We start from the raw sequence: 20,646 nt of genomic DNA, 5'->3' as shown, positions 1-20,646 counted from the left end.
CGCGTCACCATTGCGCGTCATCCACGACGGATGAGCGTGGGGCCGACCCGGCGTGGCACGGGCCGATCAGGCGCTGCGACCTTGCCTGCTCATGCTCGAACTCGGTTGAGGTCATGGCCGTGATCGGTTTAGGAAACCGACGCGCCCACTCACATACGCCTCTCCAGGCGTAGCCAGCCATCACCAGTTCTGCCTCTCGTCACCCTGCAGGGGTGATGCCGTGCTGCCCCTCTCGGTATCAGGGTGGGGGGCGCGGTCCAGGGAACGATGCTGCCCCGCGGTTCCCGGTCCTGGGGCGCGATACGTGCCCGATGCTCTGGTTGGTCCAAGAGTCCCACGATCCGCTGGATCTGCTTCGGCACTCTCGATGGCGTGGGGCGGAAGGGGGAGCTATGACTGTGAAGACTGGGGATGGCAGATTGGCGAGCCCCGCCGCGCGGTCGTTGCGTAGAGATTCGAAGCTGGCCGGGACACTCGGGCAGTGGAGCCGGGCGGACCGGGTCGCCTTGGGGAAGGATGCCCGGAGGGTCACGCCGCGGGAGTCGCATGCGGAGTTCCAGCCTGGTGTGGCGCGGGATCCGGGTGGGGCTGTTGCTGGAGCAGTCGAAGTCGCGGGTGCCGGAGCTGGTGCCGATCCGGCACGGGCGGATGCCGGTGTCGGCGTTCACGTTCTACCGGGAGGCTGCGCTGCCGATGGCGGTCCCGCGTGTGCGGATCGACCCTGGCCCGCGCCCACGCGCGATCCGCGACCGCGTCGCCTACCTCGGCGGCTCGGACGCCTTCGACCAGGCAATCGCCGAGTTCGCCGAACCTACGCCGACCAGAACGAACGCGACTACGCCGCGCTCCAGAGTGCCGTCAATGACGGCAGAGCCGAAGCGACCACCGACATCTGAAACCGAACCTGGCGGTCCAGCCCGGACGGCCGAGAAGGAAAGGGAAGCGCGCCATGGTAGAGCCTGCCATCGATCCGGATGCTGAGCGCAGGGCGTCACTCGGGCGCCGGTACTTCGTCCGGTTCGAGGAAGACACCTTGCGGCAACGGCCGTTGTGGATCCGGTTGATCATCGAGTTTCTGGGCACCTTCGTCCTGGTGACGGTGGCGGCCGGATCGGGTGTGATCAATCATTACGTCGGCAACGACCCGATCAGCAGGACCTCGGCGGTGATCGCGCCTGGGGCGGTGGTGATGGCCATGATCTACGCGTGGGGCCCGCTGTCGGGACTGCACATCAACCCCGCGGTGACTTTCGCGTTCTTCGCCCGGGGAGTGTTTCCCTCCAAGTGGGTGGTGCCGTACTGGGTGGTCCAGTTCGCCGGGACCATCTGTGCCGCGCTGTTCCTGGAGTTGATGTTCGGCGACGTCAGCACGGGCGGGAACTACCCGATCAACACTCCCGGCGGGGAGTGGAAGTCGCTGGTGATGGAAACCGTCCTGACCGCGATCTTGGTCAGCATCATCCTCAACACTGCGACCGGGGCCCGCAGCATCGGCCACAACGCGGCTATAGCGGTCGGTTCGACAGTGGCGCTGCTCGGCTTGTTCGCCAGCCCGATCAGCGGCGCGTCCATGAACCCGGCCCGCACCCTCGGGCCCGACATCGTCGGCAACGATTACACGGGCTGGTGGGTCTATGTCGCAGGTCCGGTGATCGGGGCCGCCATCGCCGTGGCGATCATCGGAGCCGTGCGCGGGCTCCCCGACAAGGAGGAGCGTGAGGCCGCTGAGGGCGGTGCCCTGCCGATGACCGGCATCTCCTCCCCCGACAGCCACTGAGCAGACAGCCCGACAGACATTTGGCATCCGGCCTGGTTCGTCAGACATGTGCTGCGGTGCAAGCGACAGGTGCCCCCGGCAGGATTCGAACCTGCGACGCACGGTTTAGGAAACCGACGCTCTATCCCCTGAGCTACGGGGGCGCACGCGGGGACAGCTTAGCGGACGTGAGGGGTGGTTCAGCCGGTCAGGGCGGTGACGCCGAGGTGGCCGGTGATGGAGTTGTAGCGTTCGGCGTAGAGCGTGGTGCAGCGGGAGGCGGCGCAGCCGGCGCCGGCGAAGGCGATGCCGCGGACGGTGGCAGAGCTGGTGCCGCGGCGGGAGTAGACCGGGCCGCCGGAGTCGCCGCCGACGATCGCGACCAGACCGCCTCGGGTGGCGCGGATGACGTACGTCGTGCAGCCGTCGGTGTCGCAGTACTTCGCCGACGTCGAGCGGACCGTGAGACTGCAGAGCGACGTACTGAAGCTGCCGGACTGGCAGATCACCGTGCCGACGCCGGGGTCGCCGCCGCCGGTGACGGTGCGCGTGTTGACGGTGTCGCCGGGGCCGTCGGTCCAGATCTTGGCGCCGTACGCGCTGCCGGTGACCAGGGACTGGTCGTAGTCCGGGTAGTTCGTGCGCACCGTCGTGGTGCCGTAGTAGTTGGTGCCCGACTTCCACACCGTGCCGGGGCCGCCGCAGTGGCCTGCGGTGACCGATCCGCGCTGGCCGTTGGAGCGCCGTACGACGGAGAAACCGGCGGTGCAGTTCTTGAGCGCGGACGTGATCCGTGCACCGCCCCAGTGGCCGCCCTTCGGGGTGTCGCTCAGCCGGGACGTGCGTGCGAGTGAGCCGGCGACGAGCTGTACGCCGGACAGGTCGCGGAGACCGGCCAACGAAGCGGGGGAGGTCGTCGCCTGGTCGTACTCGACGACGACGTTCTCACTCACCGGGTCGAGATCGGCGGCGTACGTCGTACGCGACGCGTCTGAGGACCATGAGCGGTCGCCGACTGCGTTCCAGGCGTCGGCGATCGACTGGGCCGAGCGACAGCTGCGTTCCACCTTCACCAGTGGCTTGCCGGCCGCGGGCAGGTTGCGGCTCATCGCGGACTCGTACTTCTTCGCGTCCAGCTTCGCGGAGTCCACGACCACCTTGTAGCCGGTCGTGGCCGAGCCGACCACGCCGATGACGCCCTGGCTCAGCCCGTACGGCAGACCGGACGTCGGGCGGCCGGTCGCATCGAGCGGTTCGAGGGAACGGACCGCGGCGGAGATGCCGTCACCGAGCGACTCACCGAGCGGTCGCGCATCGGACGCGGACGTCGGCTGCGCGAGCCGTGTCGCCTCGGTCGAGCTCACACTCGGTTGCGCGTGGGAGCACGCCGCGGCACCCGTCACCGCGCCCGAGGAGGGTGCGGTGAGGGCGACTGCGAAGAGTGAGATGGAGCCGAGTGTGACCAGCGGGACGGTGACAGAGAGTCGCACAAAGCTCCCCAGATTGGTGGACCAAACCACTAGATGGTCCGTTCAAGGACTCCGTTCCGTCAAGACCTGGTCACCGTCCGCGAACAGATTTGACTACCGTGCGCGAGCGTAACTCGCAAGTTGACGCCCGTCGGCGCCGAAGAACTGCAGCGTGTCGGCGCTGATCGCGATCCGCTTGGCGGCGTGCAGTACGCCGGTGTGCGGCACGTTCTCGCAACCGACCAGGTGTTGCGGACCGGAAGTCGCGCTGAACGCACCACGCTGACCGATGCTGTACGTCCCCTGCAGCCCGTTGCAGCCGTCGGAGCCCGTCCACGTCCCGTCCGCCTTGAACACCAGCACCGGGTCGTCCGGGCGCGCGGCCTGGAGCGTCTTGGCGCCGACCATCTGCACCGGTCGCCAGGTGCCGGCCACGGTCTGGGCCGAGACCACCTGCGGTGTCGGCACGGCCGAGGCCGATGCCTGCCCGGATGCGACCTGCGGTTGTGTCGGCTGGTTCCGCGAGCCGGCCAGCCCGAACCCGGCGACGGCGATCGCGGCCACCGCGACGGCGGCAGCGCCGGAGACGATCCAGGTACGCCGCTGCGCGCGACGGGCGCCCGTGGTGGCGCGCTCGGTCAGGTCCACGGCCTGCGGCACCGAGGCCGCGGCGCGTTCGAAGGTCCCTCGCAGGTCATCCTCGAGATCGGTGTTGCTCACGACAACCTCTCATCAACATGGTTGGACTCGCCGGCCCCTGAATAGGCCGGCCGCCGCCGGAGCGATGCGAGCGCCCGGCTCGCGGTCGCGCGCACGGAGGACGGTTTGATGCCGAGCACGTCGGCGATCGTCTGGTCGTCCAGGTCCTGGTAGTAGCGCAGGACCAGAACGACCCGTTCCCGGGCGGACAGCGTCGCCAGCGCGCGCCACAGGTCGTCGGAGTTGGCGACGTGCGTTGCGTGGTCGGGCACGGTGCGCTGCGGGTCGAGGTCGGCCGTCGGCGCTTCGGTGAAGGAGCGCCGGCGCGTCATGGACAAGTACTCGTTCACCAGGATCCGCCGGACGTAGTGATGCGGATCGTCCGCGTTGCGCACCTTCCGCCAGGAGCGGAACGCCTGCATCAGCGCGATCTGCGCCAGGTCCTCCGCACGCTGGTAGTCGCCGGAGACCGTGAACCCGAGCCGCACCAGTTCCTGTCCACGGGCGGACACGTACTCCTCGAACTCCACTCGCCACTCCCTGGCTGGGCGTACAACTCCTCACACCTATTAGACGCATCCAGTCGCCCACGTGCTGCAACCGTTCGCGCACAGTTCGATCTCTAGTCCAGCAGGAACTCCCGCACCGCCGCCTTCCCACGCGGGTCCCGCTGCACGCTGTGACCGCTTCCCGGTACGACGACCAACTCGGCGTCCCGTGCATGCGCCTTCTCCCACCTGGCCCAGTCGAGCGGGCAGAACAGGTCGTTGGTCCCGTGCAGGATCAGCGTGCGCGGCGTCAGTTCCTGTCCGGCCGGGTACGTCGACACGCGGTCGGCCGGCCAGCGCAGACAGCCCTGGATCATCAGCTGGTCGCGTGCGGTCGCCACGTCGTACGGGTACACCTGCTTCGGGTCCAGGCGCCGTACCGCGTCGTCGAGGGCGGTCTTGCGGTCGGGCTTGCCGGACCAGGGAAAGCGGAGGTCCGAGCAGAGCGTGGCCATGTGCAGGCCTGCGGACAGCGTGCCGTAGGGAAGGCCCTTGCTGGTGGTCCGCTGGAACAGCTCCTTCAGACCGGTGTCGTCGCCGTTGCGTGCGGAGTGCAGGATGGCTGGAATGCCCTTGAGGGACGGGTTGACCGAGTTCAGGCTCGCGACTGCCAACGACTCCATCAGGTCGGTGCCGCTGACGCCGTGCTGCACCAGCCATGCCACGTCCGCAACCGGATCCGTCGTGCACGCGGGGTCCTGGCGGCAGGCGGCCTCGAGCACCCCAGCGCTCGCGGCCATCAGATCCACGCCCATCGGGTCGAATCCCTGGTGCGGTACGACGGAGTCCAGCACGAGCGCCTGCACGTGGCCGGGGTACTTCAGCCCGTACTGCGCTGCAGTGAAGCTGCCGTACGACGTCCCGTCGATCGTGAGCCGGTCGACCTTGAGGAACTGGCGCAGCTGCTCGATGTCGTCGACGGTGTCAGGCGTTCCGTAGTACCCGGCGCCGGACCCGATGTGCTGGGCGCACTCGTCGACAGCCGTGGCCGGTGGGGTCAGGAAGTCCGAACCGCCCACAGTCTCTTGCAGAGAAGGGCAATTGATGCCGTCAGGACCTGTGCCGCGCTGGTCGAACATGACGAGTCGGTACTCGCGCAGCACATCGGGGTGCACGTTGCGACGCAGGTTGGGCAGGAGCGGTACGCCGGGCTGGCCCGGGCCGCCGGTGAGTAGCAGGAGGACGCCGCGAGACGCGGCGACGTTGTCGGCGGCGATGACAGCGAGGTCGAGCGACGGGCCGTCCGAGCGTTGCCGCTCGAGTGGGACGTGCAGCGTCGTGCAGGTGAAGCCCGGCGTACAGGGTTTGTTCTCCGCTGCCGGAGCCGAGCAGGCGGTGCAGGCGAGAGCGAGCGCGCAGAGCAGCCGGATCGTTCGCATGCGCCCTCCCTCAGTGCGAGGGTGCGGCACACGCGGCGGCCGCCGCAACCTGCCTCGCGGGTCGACCTCGAAAGGGACCCGCAAGGCAGGCGCGGGTAGACCCCACTTCGGACGGCTTCGGGGTGCGCGTCCGGCGCAGGGTCAGCGCAGGCCGAGCGACTTCGTCAGCTCGGCGGTCACCTGGCGCGGCGCCGGCAGCGTGCCGGGCTTGCCCTGACCTTCCAGCGAGGTCGCCACCAGACGGTGGCAGCCGAAGGACTCAGCGGTGAACGACAGGACGCCGCGGTCGTTGTCAGTGAACCGCAGCACATACGTGGGGCCTAGCTCCTTGGTGCACATGCTCGGCTTCTTCGCGACGGGTTTCGCCGCGTTGACCAGGGCGAACAGGTCGGTCGCCTGCTTGCCCATGCGCTTGGTGGTGATCGTCGCGTAGTTCTGCCCGGTCGCCTGTGCGTCGTACTGGCAGATCGTCACGCTGACGGGGTTGAACTTCGACGTGGCCGCGCCCTGGCCCCACACCGCCTTGTCGGTGGCGGTGCGGACGGCCGTGATGGTCTCGGGGCAGTCCGTGCTCGGCGTACCACTGGGGCTGGCTGACGGGCTCGGCGACGGGGTGGTCGACGATTGGGTGGGCTGGGCGGCGGGCGGGGACGAGGCATCCTCGGTGCCGCAGGCGGCGGCAACTCCGAGTACAACCACGACAAGCGTCGCACCGATCAGGCCCCGTGTCCGTTGTGCACTCACGACTCGGTCCTTCCGGGTTGGCAAGGTCCACCATGATGGTGGAACGGGGTCACACCGCGCGTGCCGGAACATCACGGCGGCGCGTCTTTCCGGTCACGCCGCGGGATCGAGCCCCAACCGTGGCACAGCTGTAACGTGCGCGCACTGGTCGGCCGCACCTCCGTTGCGGGTGCCGATGTACCGGCGCCGATCCCGGAGGGCCGCGCCGAGTCGGTAATCTGGAGGTATGACGAGCCCGTACGAAGACGACGAGCCGCTGTTGCCGGAGCAGACCCGCGACGACGACCCGCGGACCTGGGGTGACAACGACTTCGGCAGCGACGACGACGAGCGCATCCTGAACGAGGTCCCCCCGCACCACGGGTGACCGCGTCGGCGTTCCTCGTCCACGGCGGCCTCTGGGACGCCATGGACGCCGAAGCGTTCTGGGGTACGACGGGCATCACCGACGGACTGTCCGCGGCGCTCGCGCCGGAGGACATGGAGGTGCTGGCGCCCGACCGGCCGCAGCGAGCCAGCGCGTGGGACATCGAGGTCGCGGCGCTGGGTGAACAGTTGGCGAAACGTTCCGGACCGGTAAGAATCGTTGGAGCCTCCAATGGATGTACCGTCGCGGTGCGGCTGGCGTTGAGGTTTCCGGAGCTGGTCGATCGCCTCCTCCTGGCGTGGCCCGCAACCGGCGACGACGCCGCCGCGAACGAGCGCGCTCACGCCGGAATGGTGAAGCGTGGGTGCCCGCCGGCGGCCGCGGACGAACTGCTCGCGGGCGGCATCCTGCGTGGCGTAGCGGATGCGGAGGTGGCTTCGCTGACACGAATTCGGGTGGCGGTCCTGCCGTCGGTACCGGAGAATCCGTCGCATCAGCGGAAGACGGTCGACGCCTTGCTGCGATCGATCCGGGGGAGTCGTGAGCTGGCCGGGTGTCCCGAACCGCCGACACCTGCCTTCCGTACGAAGAACGACCCGCCGTACCTGGATCAGCTGCTGCGAACGATCGTGGAGTTCGTCAACTGAGGGGATGAGCGTGGAGCTTCGGGGGTTCGACGACGGGTACGGCGTGCAGGTCGCGGGGTGGGCCGCGAACGCGAAGGAAGTGGCATTGCTGTCCGGGCGGGTGACCTACCCGTTCCCGGAGGAACTACGGACGAGCTGGCGGACGGCCGACTCGGACATCCACTCCTATCTGCTGTTCGACGGCGATCGGCCGGTCGGGTACGGCGAGGTCTGGCTCGACGACGAGGAGGACGAGGTCGAACTCGCCCGGATCATCGTGGACCCGAAGGTCCGTGGTCGTGGGGTCGGTGGCGAACTCGTGCGGGCACTGCTCGGGCCGGCGCTGGATGCCGGGTACTCGGAGGTGTTCGTGAGGGTCCGTCCGGAGAACGCTCCGGCGATCCGGGCCTATCACGGCAGTGGCTTCGTCGACGTCCCCGCCGCCTTGATGGAGGAGTGGAACGACGGCCAGCCGGTCCCGTACCGCTGGATGCGTTATGCCGGTGAGCAGGTGGGCGCCGGCGAGCTCAGGGGCTGAGGATGTGCGCCCACCTGCTGCGGTTACGACTGGCGGGCGCGCAGCAGGTCCCGGATCTCGGTCAGCAGCTCCTGGTCGGCGGTCAGCGGGTCCGGCTCGGGCTCCTGACCACGCGCGCGGCGCTCGGCCAGCTTGTTCAGCGGCATCACGATGAAGAAGTAGACGGCCGCGGCGACGAACAGGAAGCCCAATGCCGCGTCCAGGATCAGGCCGATCGAGAACTGAGCGCCGTTGATCGTGAAGTTCGCGACGCCGGTGAGGTCCGCCTTGCCGAAGATCGCCGCGATCAGCGGATTGATCAGCCCGTCGACGACCGCACCGATGATCTTGGTGAACGCTGCGCCGATGACGACGGCGACCGCGAGGTCGACGACGTTGCCGCGCATGATGAATTCCTTGAAGCCCTTGAGCATGTGGTGCCTCCACGAAGCGGGTGGTTGTACCCGGACAACGTAGGGCTGCACTCCCGTCAGGGCGAGCGACCGCGCCGGAACGCGACACATCGTGCCGACACAATCCCGAAGAGTGATCAGCTCGTGTCGCGCGTCAGTGCCACGGTGATGCGTGAGTTCGAACTGGCCTGGGCCAGTCGGGTGGCGATTTCCGGTGTGGTCGCGACGACGATCAGTGCTCCGGACGTCGTCGATCGAGGCGTCGGCAGGGCGACCACGGGCACGGCGCGGGCGAGTTGGCTCGCGGCGCCTGCGGTCGTGCTGTCGGCGGCGTACAGATTGATGCGGTCGCCGACCCGGAGGAGCGCGGTGATGTCGGCGTCGTCGACGCGGAACGGGTAGGCGAGTGAGCCGGGCGGCACGGCGGGTGGTGCCAGGAATCTGGCGTCGGTGAGTGGTTCGCCGGCTCTGACCGGTCCGCTGAGCACGCGCGTGGTCAGTTCGCTGCCGGGTCTGAGCGCACCGGCCGGCACGGAGCCGGGTGGCAGGTCGACGGTCCGCAGGTCGTCGCGTGTCGGCGCGACGCCGCCGGTGAGGTCGCGCGCGGCGGCCAGCACCGCGACCGTCGGTGGCGGCGCGGGGGAGAGGGCGAGAAGTCCGAAGTACAGGGCGGCCGCGGCGGCGATGCCGGCGAGGAGCCGACGGTGCCACCGGGCGGCACGGAGCAGATCACGAAGCAGGGAAGGGATTTTCATGCCGGAGAAGATACGAGTTTCGCCGGCCGCCGCCCTTCAGTTATCCACAGGGGGTGCGGTCAGGCCGCGCTGGTGCCCGAGGACGAGCTGCTCGAGGACGAACCGGACGACGAGGAACCCGAGGACGACGACCCGGACGAGCCGTTCGACGACGACCCGGAGGACGTGGAGCCCGACGAGGACGATCCGGAGGAGGACGACCCGGACGAGGACTCGGACTTCGCCGGCACCGAGCTCTTGCCGGACGACCGGCTGTCGGTCCGGTAGAAGCCGGAACCCTTGAACACGACGCCCACGGCGTTGAAGACCTTGCGCAGGTTTCCCTGGCAGTTCGGGCACACGGTCAGAGCATCGTCCGAGAAGCTCTGGCGCACCTCGAGCGCTTCACCACAGTCGGTGCACTGGTACTGGTACGTCGGCACGGTCGGTTCCCTTCAAGCCGCTGGCACTCCTACTACCCGACTGCTAATAATGCGCCAGGCGACCGAAGTATTCCAAACCCGCCCTTGCCTACCTCAACTCTGCGTCCCTGTCCAGCCGACGCAGAGCAACGCAAAGTTGTGAGGGACCCCATTTGGGGAGGGCGGGGGGATTCTCTACGGTTGGTCCGTGCCACGCCTGCTTCGAGTCGTCGTCATCAGCGGAATCGCCCTCGCCACGGTCCTCCTGGTGATCGCCGGTACCGTCGTCTTCGTCGTCCGCCACTCGTTCCCGACGTACGACGGAACGATCGAGCTGAACGGCCTGGACGCCGAGGTCAGCGTGGTCCGGGACACCAACGGAATCCCCCAGATCTACGCCGACACCCCGGCCGACCTGTTCGCGGCACAGGGCTACGTGCACGCGCAGGACCGGTTCTTCGAGATGGACTTCCGCCGGCACGTCACGTCCGGCCGGTTGAGCGAGCTGTTCGGCGAGACCGCGCTCGAGACCGACAAGTTCGTCCGGACGCTCGGCTGGCGGCGGGTGGCGGAGAAAGAGCTGCCGCTGCTCAGCCCGACCACCCGGCAGTACCTCGACGACTACGCCCGAGGCGTCAACGCGTACCTCTCCTCGCACAGCGGCTCCGGCCTCAGCCTGGAGTACGGCGTGCTGTCTCTCCAGCCCGGCGGGCCGAAGAACTACACGCCGGAGCCGTGGACCGCTGCCGACTCGCTGTCCTGGCTGAAGGCGATGGCGTGGGACCTGGGCGGCAACCTGGACGAGGAGGTCACCCGGACGAAGCTGCTGGCCGCGATGCCGGCGCGCAACGTCGAGAGCCTCTACCCGCAGTACCCGTACGACCGGAACCAGCCGATCATGTCCGCCGGCTCGATCGGCAGGGACGGCAAGTTCACCACCGCTCCGGTCAGCAACGAGGTCCGGCGGAGCATGCTCACCCAGGACCTGCTCAAGTCGCTGGACTCGGTGCAGAAGGTCGCCAAGGGTCTGCCCGAGCTGCTCGGTCAGGGTGACGGCGTCGGGTCGAACTCGTGGGTGGTGTCCGGTGACCACACCACCACCGGCAAGCCGCTGCTGGCCAACGACCCGCACCTCGGCGCGACCATGCCGGGTATCTGGACGCAGGTCGGCCTGCACTGCAACAACGTCGGCGAGGCGTGCCCGTTCGACGTCTCCGGCTTCAGCTTCTCCGGTCTGCCCGGTGTGGTGATCGGCCACAACAACGCGATCTCCTGGGGCTTCACCAACCTCGACCCGGACGTCCAGGACCTGTACCTGGAGCGGATCGAGGGCAACAACGTCCTCTACAACAACAAGTGGCGCGCGATGTCCACCCGCGAGGAGACGTTCAAGGTGGCCGGCCAGGACGAGCCGGTGAAGATCACCGTCCGCGAGACCAGGCACGGTCCGCTCATCTCGGACGTCGACGAGGACGAACGCAAGCTGGGTGAGTCGGCTGCGACGCAGGCGAAGTACCCGACCGCGTACGGCGTCGCGCTGCAATGGACCGCGCTGAACCCGGGCCGGACCGCGGACGCGCTGTTCGCGATCAACACCGCGCAGAACTGGAGCCAGTTCCGCGCCGCCGCGCAGCAGTTCCAGGTGCCCTCGCAGAACCTGGTGTACGCCGACACCGACGGCCACATCGGCTACCAGGCGCCCGGACTGATCCCGATCCGCGCCACCGGCCGCGGTGACTGGCCCGTCCCTGGCTGGGACCCGAAGTACTCCTGGAAGGGGTACGTCCCGTTCGACGCGTTGCCGAGTGAGTTCGACCCACCGGACGGCATCATCGTCACCGCGAACCAGGCGGTCGTTCCGAACACGTACACGTACTACCTGACCAACTCCTGGGACTACGGCTACCGCTCGCAGCAGATCCTCGACCGGATCAAGGCGGCCGGGAAGCTGGACGCGAACGCGATGGCGTCGATCCAGCTGGACACCAAGAGCAAGGCCGCCGAGATGCTGGTGCCGTACCTGTTGCGGATCAGCATCGACGACGCGTTCGACAAACAGGGCCAGGACGTCCTGCGGAACTGGGACTTCACCCAGCCGCCGGACTCGGCGGCCGCGGCGTACTTCAACGTGGTCTGGCGCAACCTGCTCGCGCTGACGTTCCACGACCAGCTCCCCGAAGGCACCTGGCCGGACGGCGGCTCACGCTGGTTCGAGGTGGTCCACACGCTGATCGGGCAGCAGAACAGCGGCTGGTGGGACAACATCGGGACGCCGCAACGGGAGAGCCGGGACGACATCCTTCGTGAGGCCCTGATCAACGCGCGGACCGAGATCACCCAGAAGATGGCGCGGGAGCCGGCCAACTGGCAGTGGGGCCGGCTGCACAGGCTGACGCTGACCAACCAGACACTGGGCAAGTCCGGTATCGGAGCGGTCGAGAAGATCTTCAACCGTGGGCCGTACGAACTGGGCGGCGGTACGTCGATCGTGGACGCCACCGGCTGGGACGCGGCGGAGGGGTACGACGTGACGGCGACCCCGTCGATGCGGATGGTCGTCGACCTGTCGGACTTCGACAAGTCCCGCTGGGTCAACCTGACCGGTGTGTCCGGCCACGCGTTCTCGTCGAACTACACCGATCAGACCGACCTGTGGGTCAAGGGCGAAACCCTCCAGTGGGCCTACACCAAGGGCGCCGTGGAGGCGACCCGCAAACACTCCCTGACGTTCACCAAGCCGGGCAGCTAGCAGCCACCCGCGAACGGCATGTCCCGCCACTGTGCGGCGAACATGCGGATGCCGTCGGCCAGGGCTGGGAACTGTGGGACCAGGGGAGTGCACACCAGGACCTGCAGTGCGCGTGCCAGGTCCATCACCTGCTGGACCTGCGGGTCCAGCGTCGGGAGGCCGCGGGAGCGCGCGCCCTCGTCGTACGCGTGGCACAGGTCGGGGCCGAAGCCAGCGAGGTCCCACTCGAGTGGGCCGATCGTCACGTCCTCGAAGTCGGCCCACAGCGGGCCGTCGACGGTGGTGATCAGGTTCCACGACGGGGCGTCGCCGTGCAGCGGCTGCACGGTCGCAGACGGGAAGACCGCCTCGAACCCGGCCCTGCTGGTCAGGATCGGCTCCAACACCTTCCACTCGGCTCTCGCCCGGTCCACGTCCTCCTGCTCGAGCAGACCCGGTACTGCCTCGGCGGCTGCCAGACCCGGGCTGATCAGCCGCAGGGGAGTCATCCAGGGCAGCTCTCCTGGATACTTCGCGAGTTGGGCGTGCAACTCGGCGACGCGGGCGGTTGCCCCGACGTAGTCCGGTTCAGCAGCCTTGTCCACCTCGACGTACGTCCAGAAGGTCATGGACAGTCCGTCCTGCTCCGCCGGCTCCAGCGGCACCAGCGGACTCGGCGGCACCACGGGAAGCCCTTGTCCCGCCAGCCAGCTCACCGCGTCCAGCTCGCGCTGCTGGCGTCGTACGGCGGGCTCTGGTTCCTGTAAGCCGCCTGGGAGGTTCATCGGTACCCGTGCGACCACTGGTGAAGGCAGCAGGTGCACGACCGTCGAGAACGCCTCGTAGAGGACAGTCGGGTCAGTGACCGTGAGGCCGAGGGTGCGTGCGGCTGTGGCTGCGGCTTGGACCGCCGTCTCAGTCATCCCCCGATCCTCGCAGTGGGATCAAGCGATTTGGTGTGAGCGCTGCGTCCACCGGCCTGTCGTGGGCGTCGGACGGCAGGGCGTCGACGATCTCCGTGTCGTACACGGCGGCCCAGACCGGCGTACCAGGGCGGACGCGGGCGAGCGCACGGTCGTACGAGCCGCCGCCGCGGCCGAGGCGTACGCCGTCATGGGTGACAGCCACGGCCGGGCAGATGACCAGATCGGCGGTAGCGATCGCGTCGGAGCCCAGGTCGGTCGGCGGCTCGGACAGGCCGAGCCGACCGGGCACCAGGTCGGCTGCACCGGGTGCAACACCCCAGCCCAGGTCGTTGTCGGCGTACAGGATCGGCAACAGCACCTCGCGGTTGGTCGCGAGCAGCCAGTCGATCAGCGCACCGGTCTGCGGCTCAGGTCCCATGGACACGTAGAGAGCGACGCGGTACACCTCGGGCAGCACCTGTTGGGCGCTCGCCAGCAGTCCTGCCGCGTGAGGCCGCAGCCTCCGCGCCTCCAGGAAGTGCTGCCGCGCCGCGGCCTTCGTCTGAAACACGTTCTGATCGTAGGAGCGTGACGCGCGCAACACTGGGATTGCCTGCCGTCCCCTAGGGTTGGTGCATGGGTGAGGTGGGTCTCAGACAAGCGCAGGAGAAGATGCGCGCGGCCGGTGCTGCCGACGTCGCGATACGTGTCTTCACGCACTACTACCGGCTGCTCGAGTCCGGACAACAGGGAAAGATCCGCGAGGACGACATCGAGCCGGTGGGCGACCTGCCGCACTTGGACCACCTGGACACCGACCCGGAGGCGCTCCGCGCCGCCCTGGCCGAGACGGTGGTCATCAAGCTCAACGGCGGCCTCGGTACGTCGATGGGCGTCACCGGCCCGAAGTCCGCGCTGCCGGTCAAGGACGGGCTGAGCTTCCTGGACATCATCGCCCGCCAGATCCTGAGTACCCGGCGCGCGTACGACGTACCGCTGCCGCTGGTGCTGATGAACTCGTTCCGCACCAAGACCGAGTCGCTGCAGATCCTCAGCGAGTACGACGGGCTCGCGGTGGACGGCCTGCCGCTCGACTTCCTGCAGAACATGGAGCCGAAGCTGCTCGCCGACGACCTGACGCCGGCCGAGTGGGAGCCGGACCCGGAGCTCGCCTGGTGCCCGCCCGGGCACGGCGACCTGTTCACCGCGTTGGTTGCCTCGGGCACCCTCGACGCGCTGCGGGATCACGGTTTCCGGCACGCGTTCATCTCGAACGCGGACAACCTCGGTGCCACCCCGGACCCGCGGATCGCGGCCTGGATGGCGGAGCACGACGTACCGTTCGGGATGGAGGTCTGCCGGCGGACGCGGTCCGACCGCAAGGGCGGGCACGTCGCGGTGCGGAAGTCCGACGGGCGGCTGATCCTGCGGGACAGCGCGCAGGTGGCCGACGAGGACACGCAGTACTTCCAGGACGTCACCCGGCACCGGATGTTCAACACCAACAACCTGTGGATCGATCTTGACCGGCTCGCCGAGCTGATGGACGGGCACGACGGGATTCTCGGGCTGCCGATCCTCGTGAACCGCAAGACCGTCGACCCGGCCGACCCGTCCTCGCCGAAGGTGATCCAGCTGGAGACCGGGATGGGGACCGCGATCGAGACCTTCGACGGGTCGCAGGCGGTGATCGTGGACCGCAGCCGGTTCAAGCCGGTGAAGACGACGAACGACCTGCTGGTGCTGCGCTCGGACGTGTACGAGCTCGACGAGACCGGCGACCTGACCACGACGCACGAGGGCGACGAGCCGTACGTCGACCTGGACCCGAAGTACTTCAAGATCCTCGCCGACTTCGACGCCCGCTTCCCGGCCGGGTCGCCGTCGCTGGTCCGGGCCGACCGGCTGGAGGTCCGCGGCGATGTTGCCTTCGGCAAAGATGTGGTGGTGATCGGGGACGTCGAGGTGACAGCGCCCGACGGTGAGCGCCGGGTGATTCCGGACGGGACCGAACTGCGTTGAGCGTGGGCGACCTGCTCGTCCGCCCGCTGGAGCCCTACGACACCGACGAGGCCGCTGCGGTCTGGTGGCGCTCACGGCACACAGAGGACTCCCAGCTGCCGCCCGCGATCCACACCGCGGAGCAGGTCGCCACGTGGTTCGCCGACGTACTGCTCCCGGACGCGCAGACCTGGGTCGCCCTCGACGACGGCCGGATCGTCGCGGTCCTCACCCTCGACGGTGACGACCTCGACCAGTTGTACGTCGCCCCGGACGCGGCCGGCCAGGGCATCGGCTCCGCGCTCGTCGACCTCGCCAAAGATCTTCGCCCCGGCGGTCTGGCGTTGTGGACCTTCCAGACCAACACGCGCGCGCAGACCTTCTACCGGCGGCACGACTTCCGTGAGGTACGCCGTACCGACGGCTCGGCGAACGAGGAACGCGCCCCGGACGTCCGCATGGTCTGGGGCAATCACCCGGAATCGGAACCCACCTAGACCTCAACCGGACTTCTTCGCGCACCCGTCCGGAACTTGGCGCTGAAACAGCGGATGGGTGGATTAGGGTCGAGCTCGTGAGACGGAGTGTGGATGAGCATCTAGAGGTCGTACTCGGACGGGTGGCGGCCCTGCCGGCGTTCGACCAGCCGTTGATGGACGCGGTCGGGCTGGTGCTCTGCGAGGACATCGTCTCGGGGGTGAGCCTTCCGGGGTTCGACAACTCCGCCATGGACGGGTACGCCGTTCAGGCGGGTGACCTGGCCGGGGCCTCGGACGAGAACCCGATCGGCCTTCCGGTGGTCGGGGAGTTCCGGGCCGGGCGCAGTGAGCCGATCGTCGTGACCCCCGGGACCTGTGTGCGGATCATGACCGGTGCGCCGATGCCGCGTGGGGCGGACAGTGTCGTGCCGGTCGAGTGGACCGACGGCGGGACGGTCACCGTGCGGATCACGCAGCAGCCACCGCTCGGTGGCTCGGTGCGGCGCGCGGGTGAGGACGTGACGGCCGGGACACAGGTGCTCGACCGCGACACCGTCCTCGGTCCGCGGCAGATCGCCGTACTCGCAGCGGTCGGGCGGGCCCGGGTGAGGGCGCGTCCGCGACCACGGGTCGTGGTGATCTCAACCGGGGCCGAGCTGCGGGAGCCGGGGAGCCGGCTGGGCGACGGGCAGATCTACGACTCGAACAGCTACACCCTGGCGGCGTGCGCGCGGGACGCCGGGGCGGTGGTGTACCGCGTCGGCATCGTCGACGACGACCCCAAGCGGATCATGGACACGCTGTCCGACCAGTTGGTGCGTGCTGACCTGGTCATCACCACCGGCGGCGTCAGCATGGGTGCGTACGACATCGTGAAGGAGGAGCTCTCCAAGCTCGGCACGGTGGACTTCCCGCAGGTCGCGATGCAGCCGGGCAAGCCGCAGGGTTTCGGCGTGATCGGTGAGGACGAGGTGCCGATCTTCACGCTGCCCGGCAACCCGGTCTCGGCGTACATCTCGTTCGAGGTCTTCGTGCGGCCGGCGCTGCGCAAGATGATGGGGCAGATGCCGTACCGGCGGGTCCTGGTGCCCGGCGTGACGCTGGACGGGTTCAGCTCGCCCGCGGGGCGGCGGCAGTTCGTCCGCGCTGCGGCCACGTCCGGCGACGAGGGCTGGATGGCCAGTACAGTCGGCGGGCACGGCTCGCACCTGCTCGGCGGGTTGAGCCGGGCGAACGCACTGATCGTGGTGCCCGAGGACGTGACCTCGGTCCGCGCCGGCGACCAGGTCGAGCTGATGCTTCTGGATAAGGAGACCGGATGACGCAGGACCCCGGCGCGACGACCGCCGGCTCCGGTACGCCGGGAGCCGGTGGGCTGACTCACGTCGACGAGGCCGGGGCCGCGCGGATGGTCGACGTGTCCGCGAAGGACACCACGGTCCGGCGAGCCGTTGCCAGCGGCAAGGTTCTGGTTTCCGCCGAGGTGGTGGCGGCGCTGCGCGGTGATGGAGTACCGAAGGGGGACGCGCTCGGTGTCGCCCGGATCGCCGGGATCATGGGCGCGAAGCGGACGCCGGACCTGGTTCCGCTGTGCCATCCCATCGCGATCACCGGGGCCAAGGTCGATCTGGAGGTCGCGGACGACGCCGTACTGATCCAGGCTCAGGTGAAGACCACCGACCGGACCGGTGTCGAGATGGAGGCGTTGACCGCGGTCGCCGTCGCCGGGCTCGCCGTGATCGACATGGTGAAGGCGCTGGATCCGGCTGCGGTGCTGACTGACGTGCGGGTGGAGCTGAAAGAAGGCGGCAAGACCGGGCACTGGGAGCGGCCGTGAGGGCTCTCGTCGTCAGCGTCTCCAATCGAGCGGCCGCTGGGGTCTACACCGACACCACAGGTCCGCTGATCGCGGCGCGGTTGGCGGAATGGGGTTTCGAGGTGTCGGGGCCTGACGTGGTCCCGGACGGTGCGCCGGTCGGGGAGGCGCTACGTGCGGCGGTCGAGGCGTCGTACGACGTAGTGCTGACGACAGGTGGTACGGGGATCTCGCCCACTGATGAGACGCCCGAGCAGACGGCTGGTGTGCTGTCGAAGGTGGTGCCGGGGATTGCTGAAGCCATCCGGGCGTACGGCGTGGCGAACGGCGTACCGACGGCTGCCTTGTCACGTGGGCTGGCAGGCGTCGCGGGTACTACGGTCATCGTCAACCTGCCTGGTTCGCGGGGCGGTGTGAAGGACGGTCTCGCTGTACTGGAGCCACTGCTGCGACATGCGGTCGAGCAAGTGCACGGTGGGGACCATGTGCGGACGGACGTCGACTGATGGCGGTCGTGCAATGGCCTGTGGAGCTGAAGCACGGGCAGGTCGGGTTGCGGCCGTTGCGAGCCGGCGATGGCAGCGAGTGGGCCGCCGCGCGCCAACGGAACGTCAGTTGGCTGCGGCCTTGGGACGCGACCCAGCCACCCGGTGCGGACGACGGCGCGCGAACGTTCCGCGCGATGGCACGCGACTGGAACCGGCAAGCACGGTACGGACGGATGCTGCCGTTCGTCATCACGTACGGCGGTGCGGCGGGCGCCGGCGCGCGATCGAAATGGCCGCTGGTCGGACAGCTCACCGTGTCCGGGATCACCTACGGATCGGCGCGCTGGGCGAACCTCGGCTACTGGGTCGACGAGCAGTACGCGGGTCGTGGCATCGTGCCCACGGCAGTCGCGATGGCTGCCGACCACTGCTGGTTCACCCTTGGCCTGCATAGGATCGAAGTGGCGATCCGCCCGGAGAACAAGGCAAGTCTGCGCGTGGTCGAGAAGCTCGGCTTCCGGTTCGAAGGCGAGCGGCCGCGGTTCCTGCACATCGACGGCGACTGGCGCGATCACCGCATCTTCGCGCTCAATGTCGAAGAGGTCGGGCCCGGTCTTATTTCGCGATTGGGCTGACTACGGTGCGTGCTATTCACATCAGTCACACGAGTCTTCTTGCGACACACCGTCCCACGTACCTCATCTGGCCCTATCCGCACCTTAGCGTCGTCGCATGGGGACGACAGGGCTGATCTATGTGGCGATCGTCGCCGCGTGGGCCGCCTACCTCGTCCCGATGTGGCTGAAGCGGGGCGAAGAAGCGCGGCGCCGTCCGGTCGTGCCGTCGTCCGACGAGGCGCGCGTGCTGTCCCGCGACTCGTCGCGGACCCGGTACGTCGTACGCCCGGCCGGAACCGTCGCCGCCGACGACTCGTCGCCACCCAAGCGGTACGTCCCCAACCGAGCCCGCCGGGTGGCCGCCATGCGCCGTCGGCGGGTGCTGTCGATCCTGACCCTTTCACTGCTGTCCGTCGTGGCGCTCGCCGGTCTGGCGATGCTGCCGTGGTGGACGGTGGCGATCCCGGGCACGTTGATCGCCGGCTTCGTCGTACTCACCCGGGTGCAGCTGCGGCGGCAGGCCCGTACGCGGACGCAGACCGCGGCCGAACGTCGTGCTCGCGCGCAGTCTCGCCACGACCGCGGCCCGGCCGGCAAGCCGGCGCCGTCGCCCGACGAAGAGATGACCATCGAGGTCAAGCTCCCCGCCGAGCCCGCTCCGAAGCCTGCCGCGGCGAAGGAGGAGAAGCCGGCCGCCGAGGGCCTGTGGGACCCGGTGCCGGTCACGCTTCCGACGTACGTCATGAAGGAAAAGGCACCCGACCGCACGGTCCGGACCATCTCCCTCACCGACGACGAAGTCTTCTCCAGCGCCCGTACGACGGACCCGTCCGAGAAGCCCGCAGCCGCCGAAGCGCCGACCCCTCAGCCGGCCGAAGAGATCGAGGTCAAGCGGGCCGTCGGCGACTGATATCCGGTTTTAGTCTGCGGGCCTCTACGTGTTAGAGTTTCGCGGTCGCCAGGGAAACCAGGCGACCAGCTTTGGGGCTGTGGCGCAGTTGGTAGCGCGCTTCGTTCGCAACGAAGAGGCCAGGGGTTCGAATCCCCTCAGCTCCACGAAGCCGATAGGCGAGGTGTGTCGCGCAGTTCCTGCGCTGACCGCCTCGCCTTCGTCATTTTGTGCGGCTGCGCTGCGCTTGCCGCCAGCGGGGGCTCCGCCACCCGCACCCCCTTGCGCCTTCGCTTCGCTCGGCTCCGTGGTCGGGTTGGGCAGTCACCTCGGCCGCGGTGGTTGGGTTTCGCGGTTGGCTCGGCTGCTGGGGTTGGGTCGGGTTTGCTTTAGCCGAGGGCTGTGGTTGCTGTTCTTAGGTCTTTTAGGGCTGCTGCGACGTGGGGGGCTAGGCCTGCTTCGTCTTGTTCTAGGGCTGTCCAGGTGGCGTAGCCCTGTTTGAAGGCCAGGACTCCTAGTTCTGCTGCTAGGTGGGCGATGGGGTCGGCGACGCCTCTTGTTTTCAGGGCGTCTGACATGGCTTTGGCTAGGCCTACGGTTTTCAGGGCGTCGCGTTCTTGGAGTTCGGTGCTGGCGGCTATGGCTGCTTTCAGGCGAGGGGCCAGCTCTCGGTTCAGGGGGCCCATGGCGTTCGAGGCGCGTTCCAGGCCGGCTGCTACTGCTTCTAGTGGGGTGGCCGATTCGGGGGCTGTGGTGATGCCTTCGACCAAGAGGCGGCACAGGGTTTCCTGGCCTGCCACCAGGAGCTCTCGCTTGTCGGGGAAGTGGCGGAAGAACGTGCTCTTGGTGACGCCGGCGCGTTCGGCGATCTGGGCGACGGTCGTGGCGTCGTACCCCTGGTCGGCGAACAGGTCGACCGCGGCCAGGACCAGCCGATCGCGCGCACCGGGTTGCCATCGAGCCATGAGACCCATTCTAGGTGATGGGACCTTTGTCCCGTCGAGTGCTACGGTGATGAGACAAAGGTCCCATCACCTATGAGGAGCGTC

At 68.5% G+C, this 20,646-nt stretch carries 24 protein-coding genes and 2 tRNA genes; 14 read left to right on the top strand and 12 right to left on the bottom strand.

Features of this window, described 5'->3' with window-relative positions; translation table 11 throughout:
• Nucleotides 1-546: 546 nt before the first annotated feature.
• Both E0H45_RS42800 and E0H45_RS03815 read left to right on the top strand, forming a co-directional pair.
• On the top strand, nt 547-981 hold the full coding sequence (locus E0H45_RS42800; RefSeq protein WP_202872188.1) for a DUF2252 family protein: 435 nt from the start codon (nt 547-549) through the stop codon (nt 979-981).
• Nucleotides 950-1,777 (top strand): MIP/aquaporin family protein, encoded by an 828-nt coding sequence (locus E0H45_RS03815; RefSeq protein ID WP_131334870.1) that lies wholly within the window; start codon nt 950-952, stop codon nt 1,775-1,777. The genes E0H45_RS42800 and E0H45_RS03815 overlap by 32 nt, the downstream gene beginning before the upstream one ends.
• A gap of 70 nt (nt 1,778-1,847) precedes the next feature.
• On the opposite strand, the gene E0H45_RS03810 is transcribed toward E0H45_RS03815, so the two are convergent.
• The 6 genes from E0H45_RS03810 to E0H45_RS03785 all read right to left on the bottom strand — a co-directional run bounded on the left by E0H45_RS03810 (nt 1,848) and on the right by E0H45_RS03785 (nt 6,595).
• Nucleotides 1,848-1,920 (bottom strand) — tRNA-Arg (locus E0H45_RS03810).
• A 36-nt stretch (nt 1,921-1,956) separates the two neighbouring features.
• Nucleotides 1,957-3,246: a S1 family peptidase gene (locus tag E0H45_RS03805; protein WP_238154783.1), complete on the bottom strand. Its 1,290-nt coding sequence runs from the start codon at nt 3,244-3,246 to the stop codon at nt 1,957-1,959.
• A gap of 93 nt (nt 3,247-3,339) precedes the next feature.
• Nucleotides 3,340-3,945 carry an META domain-containing protein gene (locus tag E0H45_RS03800; protein ID WP_131334869.1) on the bottom strand — a complete coding sequence of 202 codons (606 nt, stop codon included), beginning with the start codon at nt 3,943-3,945 and terminating at the stop codon, nt 3,340-3,342.
• Entirely contained in the window at nt 3,942-4,454 is a 513-nt protein-coding gene (locus E0H45_RS03795; RefSeq protein ID WP_131334868.1) for a SigE family RNA polymerase sigma factor, read from the bottom strand. Before E0H45_RS03795 ends, E0H45_RS03800 begins: the two co-directional genes overlap by 4 nt.
• A gap of 92 nt (nt 4,455-4,546) precedes the next feature.
• On the bottom strand, nt 4,547-5,851 hold the full coding sequence (locus E0H45_RS03790; RefSeq protein WP_131334867.1) for an alpha/beta hydrolase: 1,305 nt from the start codon (nt 5,849-5,851) through the stop codon (nt 4,547-4,549).
• Nucleotides 5,852-5,992: 141 nt separating this feature from the next.
• Nucleotides 5,993-6,595 (bottom strand): hypothetical protein, encoded by a 603-nt coding sequence (locus E0H45_RS03785; protein WP_238154782.1) that lies wholly within the window; start codon nt 6,593-6,595, stop codon nt 5,993-5,995.
• 226 nt (nt 6,596-6,821) lie between these two features.
• On the opposite strand from E0H45_RS03785, the gene E0H45_RS42345 reads away from it, so the two are divergent.
• The 3 genes from E0H45_RS42345 to E0H45_RS03775 are packed head-to-tail and all read left to right on the top strand — an operon-like array spanning nt 6,822 to nt 8,126.
• A complete protein-coding gene (locus E0H45_RS42345) occupies nt 6,822-6,962 on the top strand; it encodes a hypothetical protein (protein ID WP_165546350.1) in 141 nt (46 codons plus the stop codon).
• Complete coding sequence (locus tag E0H45_RS03780) at nt 6,959-7,609, top strand: alpha/beta fold hydrolase (RefSeq protein ID WP_202872187.1); 651 nt, start codon at nt 6,959-6,961, stop codon at nt 7,607-7,609. The genes E0H45_RS42345 and E0H45_RS03780 overlap by 4 nt, the downstream gene beginning before the upstream one ends.
• Before the next feature lie 10 nt (nt 7,610-7,619).
• Nucleotides 7,620-8,126, top strand: coding sequence for a GNAT family N-acetyltransferase (locus E0H45_RS03775; protein WP_131337626.1), 507 nt, complete (start codon nt 7,620-7,622; stop codon nt 8,124-8,126).
• A 23-nt stretch (nt 8,127-8,149) separates the two neighbouring features.
• Here the strand turns inward: E0H45_RS03775 and mscL are convergent, their stop codons facing one another.
• The 3 genes from mscL to E0H45_RS03760 form a co-directional block, all read right to left on the bottom strand.
• Nucleotides 8,150-8,539, bottom strand: a complete 390-nt coding sequence (gene mscL, locus E0H45_RS03770; protein WP_131334866.1) for a large conductance mechanosensitive channel protein MscL — start codon at nt 8,537-8,539, stop codon at nt 8,150-8,152.
• Between the two features lie 116 nt (nt 8,540-8,655).
• A complete protein-coding gene (locus E0H45_RS03765) occupies nt 8,656-9,273 on the bottom strand; it encodes an SAF domain-containing protein (RefSeq protein WP_238154781.1) in 618 nt (205 codons plus the stop codon).
• A 59-nt stretch (nt 9,274-9,332) separates the two neighbouring features.
• Entirely contained in the window at nt 9,333-9,695 is a 363-nt protein-coding gene (locus E0H45_RS03760) for an FmdB family zinc ribbon protein (protein ID WP_131334865.1), read from the bottom strand.
• A gap of 187 nt (nt 9,696-9,882) precedes the next feature.
• On the opposite strand from E0H45_RS03760, the gene E0H45_RS03755 reads away from it, so the two are divergent.
• Nucleotides 9,883-12,423: a penicillin acylase family protein gene (locus E0H45_RS03755; protein ID WP_131334864.1), complete on the top strand. Its 2,541-nt coding sequence runs from the start codon at nt 9,883-9,885 to the stop codon at nt 12,421-12,423.
• Here E0H45_RS03755 and E0H45_RS03750 read toward each other — a convergent pair.
• Nucleotides 12,420-13,325, bottom strand: coding sequence for a phosphotransferase (locus E0H45_RS03750; protein ID WP_131334863.1), 906 nt, complete (start codon nt 13,323-13,325; stop codon nt 12,420-12,422). The genes E0H45_RS03755 and E0H45_RS03750 overlap by 4 nt on opposite strands.
• Entirely contained in the window at nt 13,318-13,878 is a 561-nt protein-coding gene (locus E0H45_RS03745) for a 5-formyltetrahydrofolate cyclo-ligase (RefSeq protein ID WP_131334862.1), read from the bottom strand. Before E0H45_RS03745 ends, E0H45_RS03750 begins: the two co-directional genes overlap by 8 nt.
• A gap of 65 nt (nt 13,879-13,943) precedes the next feature.
• On the opposite strand from E0H45_RS03745, the gene E0H45_RS03740 reads away from it, so the two are divergent.
• The 8 genes from E0H45_RS03740 to E0H45_RS03705 all read left to right on the top strand — a co-directional run bounded on the left by E0H45_RS03740 (nt 13,944) and on the right by E0H45_RS03705 (nt 19,764).
• Nucleotides 13,944-15,329: a UTP--glucose-1-phosphate uridylyltransferase gene (locus tag E0H45_RS03740; protein WP_131334861.1), complete on the top strand. Its 1,386-nt coding sequence runs from the start codon at nt 13,944-13,946 to the stop codon at nt 15,327-15,329.
• Nucleotides 15,330-15,331: 2 nt separating this feature from the next.
• Entirely contained in the window at nt 15,332-15,805 is a 474-nt protein-coding gene (locus E0H45_RS03735) for a GNAT family N-acetyltransferase (protein ID WP_131334860.1), read from the top strand.
• Nucleotides 15,806-15,882: 77 nt separating this feature from the next.
• Nucleotides 15,883-17,109, top strand: coding sequence for a molybdotransferase-like divisome protein Glp (glp, locus tag E0H45_RS03730; protein ID WP_131334859.1), 1,227 nt, complete (start codon nt 15,883-15,885; stop codon nt 17,107-17,109).
• Nucleotides 17,106-17,624: a cyclic pyranopterin monophosphate synthase MoaC gene (gene moaC, locus E0H45_RS03725; protein ID WP_131334858.1), complete on the top strand. Its 519-nt coding sequence runs from the start codon at nt 17,106-17,108 to the stop codon at nt 17,622-17,624. Before glp ends, moaC begins: the two co-directional genes overlap by 4 nt.
• Nucleotides 17,621-18,109 (top strand): MogA/MoaB family molybdenum cofactor biosynthesis protein, encoded by a 489-nt coding sequence (locus tag E0H45_RS03720; protein ID WP_131334857.1) that lies wholly within the window; start codon nt 17,621-17,623, stop codon nt 18,107-18,109. Before moaC ends, E0H45_RS03720 begins: the two co-directional genes overlap by 4 nt.
• Nucleotides 18,109-18,726 carry a GNAT family N-acetyltransferase gene (locus tag E0H45_RS03715; protein ID WP_131334856.1) on the top strand — a complete coding sequence of 206 codons (618 nt, stop codon included), beginning with the start codon at nt 18,109-18,111 and terminating at the stop codon, nt 18,724-18,726. The genes E0H45_RS03720 and E0H45_RS03715 overlap by 1 nt, the downstream gene beginning before the upstream one ends.
• Nucleotides 18,727-18,823: 97 nt before the next feature.
• On the top strand, nt 18,824-19,618 hold the full coding sequence (sepX, locus tag E0H45_RS03710) for a divisome protein SepX/GlpR (protein ID WP_131334855.1): 795 nt from the start codon (nt 18,824-18,826) through the stop codon (nt 19,616-19,618).
• Nucleotides 19,619-19,691: 73 nt separating this feature from the next.
• Nucleotides 19,692-19,764, top strand: a tRNA-Ala gene (locus tag E0H45_RS03705).
• Between the two features lie 222 nt (nt 19,765-19,986).
• On the opposite strand, the gene E0H45_RS03700 is transcribed toward E0H45_RS03705, so the two are convergent.
• Complete coding sequence (locus tag E0H45_RS03700; RefSeq protein ID WP_131334854.1) at nt 19,987-20,562, bottom strand: TetR/AcrR family transcriptional regulator; 576 nt, start codon at nt 20,560-20,562, stop codon at nt 19,987-19,989.
• Nucleotides 20,563-20,646: the final 84 nt, after the last annotated feature.

Source organism: Kribbella soli (genome assembly GCF_004331345.1).
GTDB classification, from domain to species: Bacteria; Actinomycetota; Actinomycetes; order Propionibacteriales; family Kribbellaceae; genus Kribbella; species Kribbella soli.
Note: the sequence above shows the minus strand (reverse complement) of the source record. Positions and strands in the feature narration are given on the sequence as shown.

Coding starts and splice junctions, on each gene's coding strand:
- E0H45_RS42800 (WP_202872188.1), top strand. CDS start 547: ATGCGGAGTTCCAGCCTGGTGTGGCGCGGGATCCGGGTGGGGCTGTTG.
- E0H45_RS03815 (WP_131334870.1), top strand. CDS start 950: ATGGTAGAGCCTGCCATCGATCCGGATGCTGAGCGCAGGGCGTCACTC.
- E0H45_RS03790 (WP_131334867.1), bottom strand. CDS start 5,851: ATGCGAACGATCCGGCTGCTCTGCGCGCTCGCTCTCGCCTGCACCGCC.
- E0H45_RS42345 (WP_165546350.1), top strand. CDS start 6,822: ATGACGAGCCCGTACGAAGACGACGAGCCGCTGTTGCCGGAGCAGACC.
- mscL (WP_131334866.1), bottom strand. CDS start 8,539: ATGCTCAAGGGCTTCAAGGAATTCATCATGCGCGGCAACGTCGTCGAC.
- E0H45_RS03765 (WP_238154781.1), bottom strand. CDS start 9,273: ATGAAAATCCCTTCCCTGCTTCGTGATCTGCTCCGTGCCGCCCGGTGG.
- E0H45_RS03750 (WP_131334863.1), bottom strand. CDS start 13,325: ATGACTGAGACGGCGGTCCAAGCCGCAGCCACAGCCGCACGCACCCTC.
- E0H45_RS03740 (WP_131334861.1), top strand. CDS start 13,944: ATGGGTGAGGTGGGTCTCAGACAAGCGCAGGAGAAGATGCGCGCGGCC.
- moaC (WP_131334858.1), top strand. CDS start 17,106: ATGACGCAGGACCCCGGCGCGACGACCGCCGGCTCCGGTACGCCGGGA.
- E0H45_RS03715 (WP_131334856.1), top strand. CDS start 18,109: ATGGCGGTCGTGCAATGGCCTGTGGAGCTGAAGCACGGGCAGGTCGGG.
- sepX (WP_131334855.1), top strand. CDS start 18,824: ATGGGGACGACAGGGCTGATCTATGTGGCGATCGTCGCCGCGTGGGCC.
- E0H45_RS03700 (WP_131334854.1), bottom strand. CDS start 20,562: ATGGCTCGATGGCAACCCGGTGCGCGCGATCGGCTGGTCCTGGCCGCG.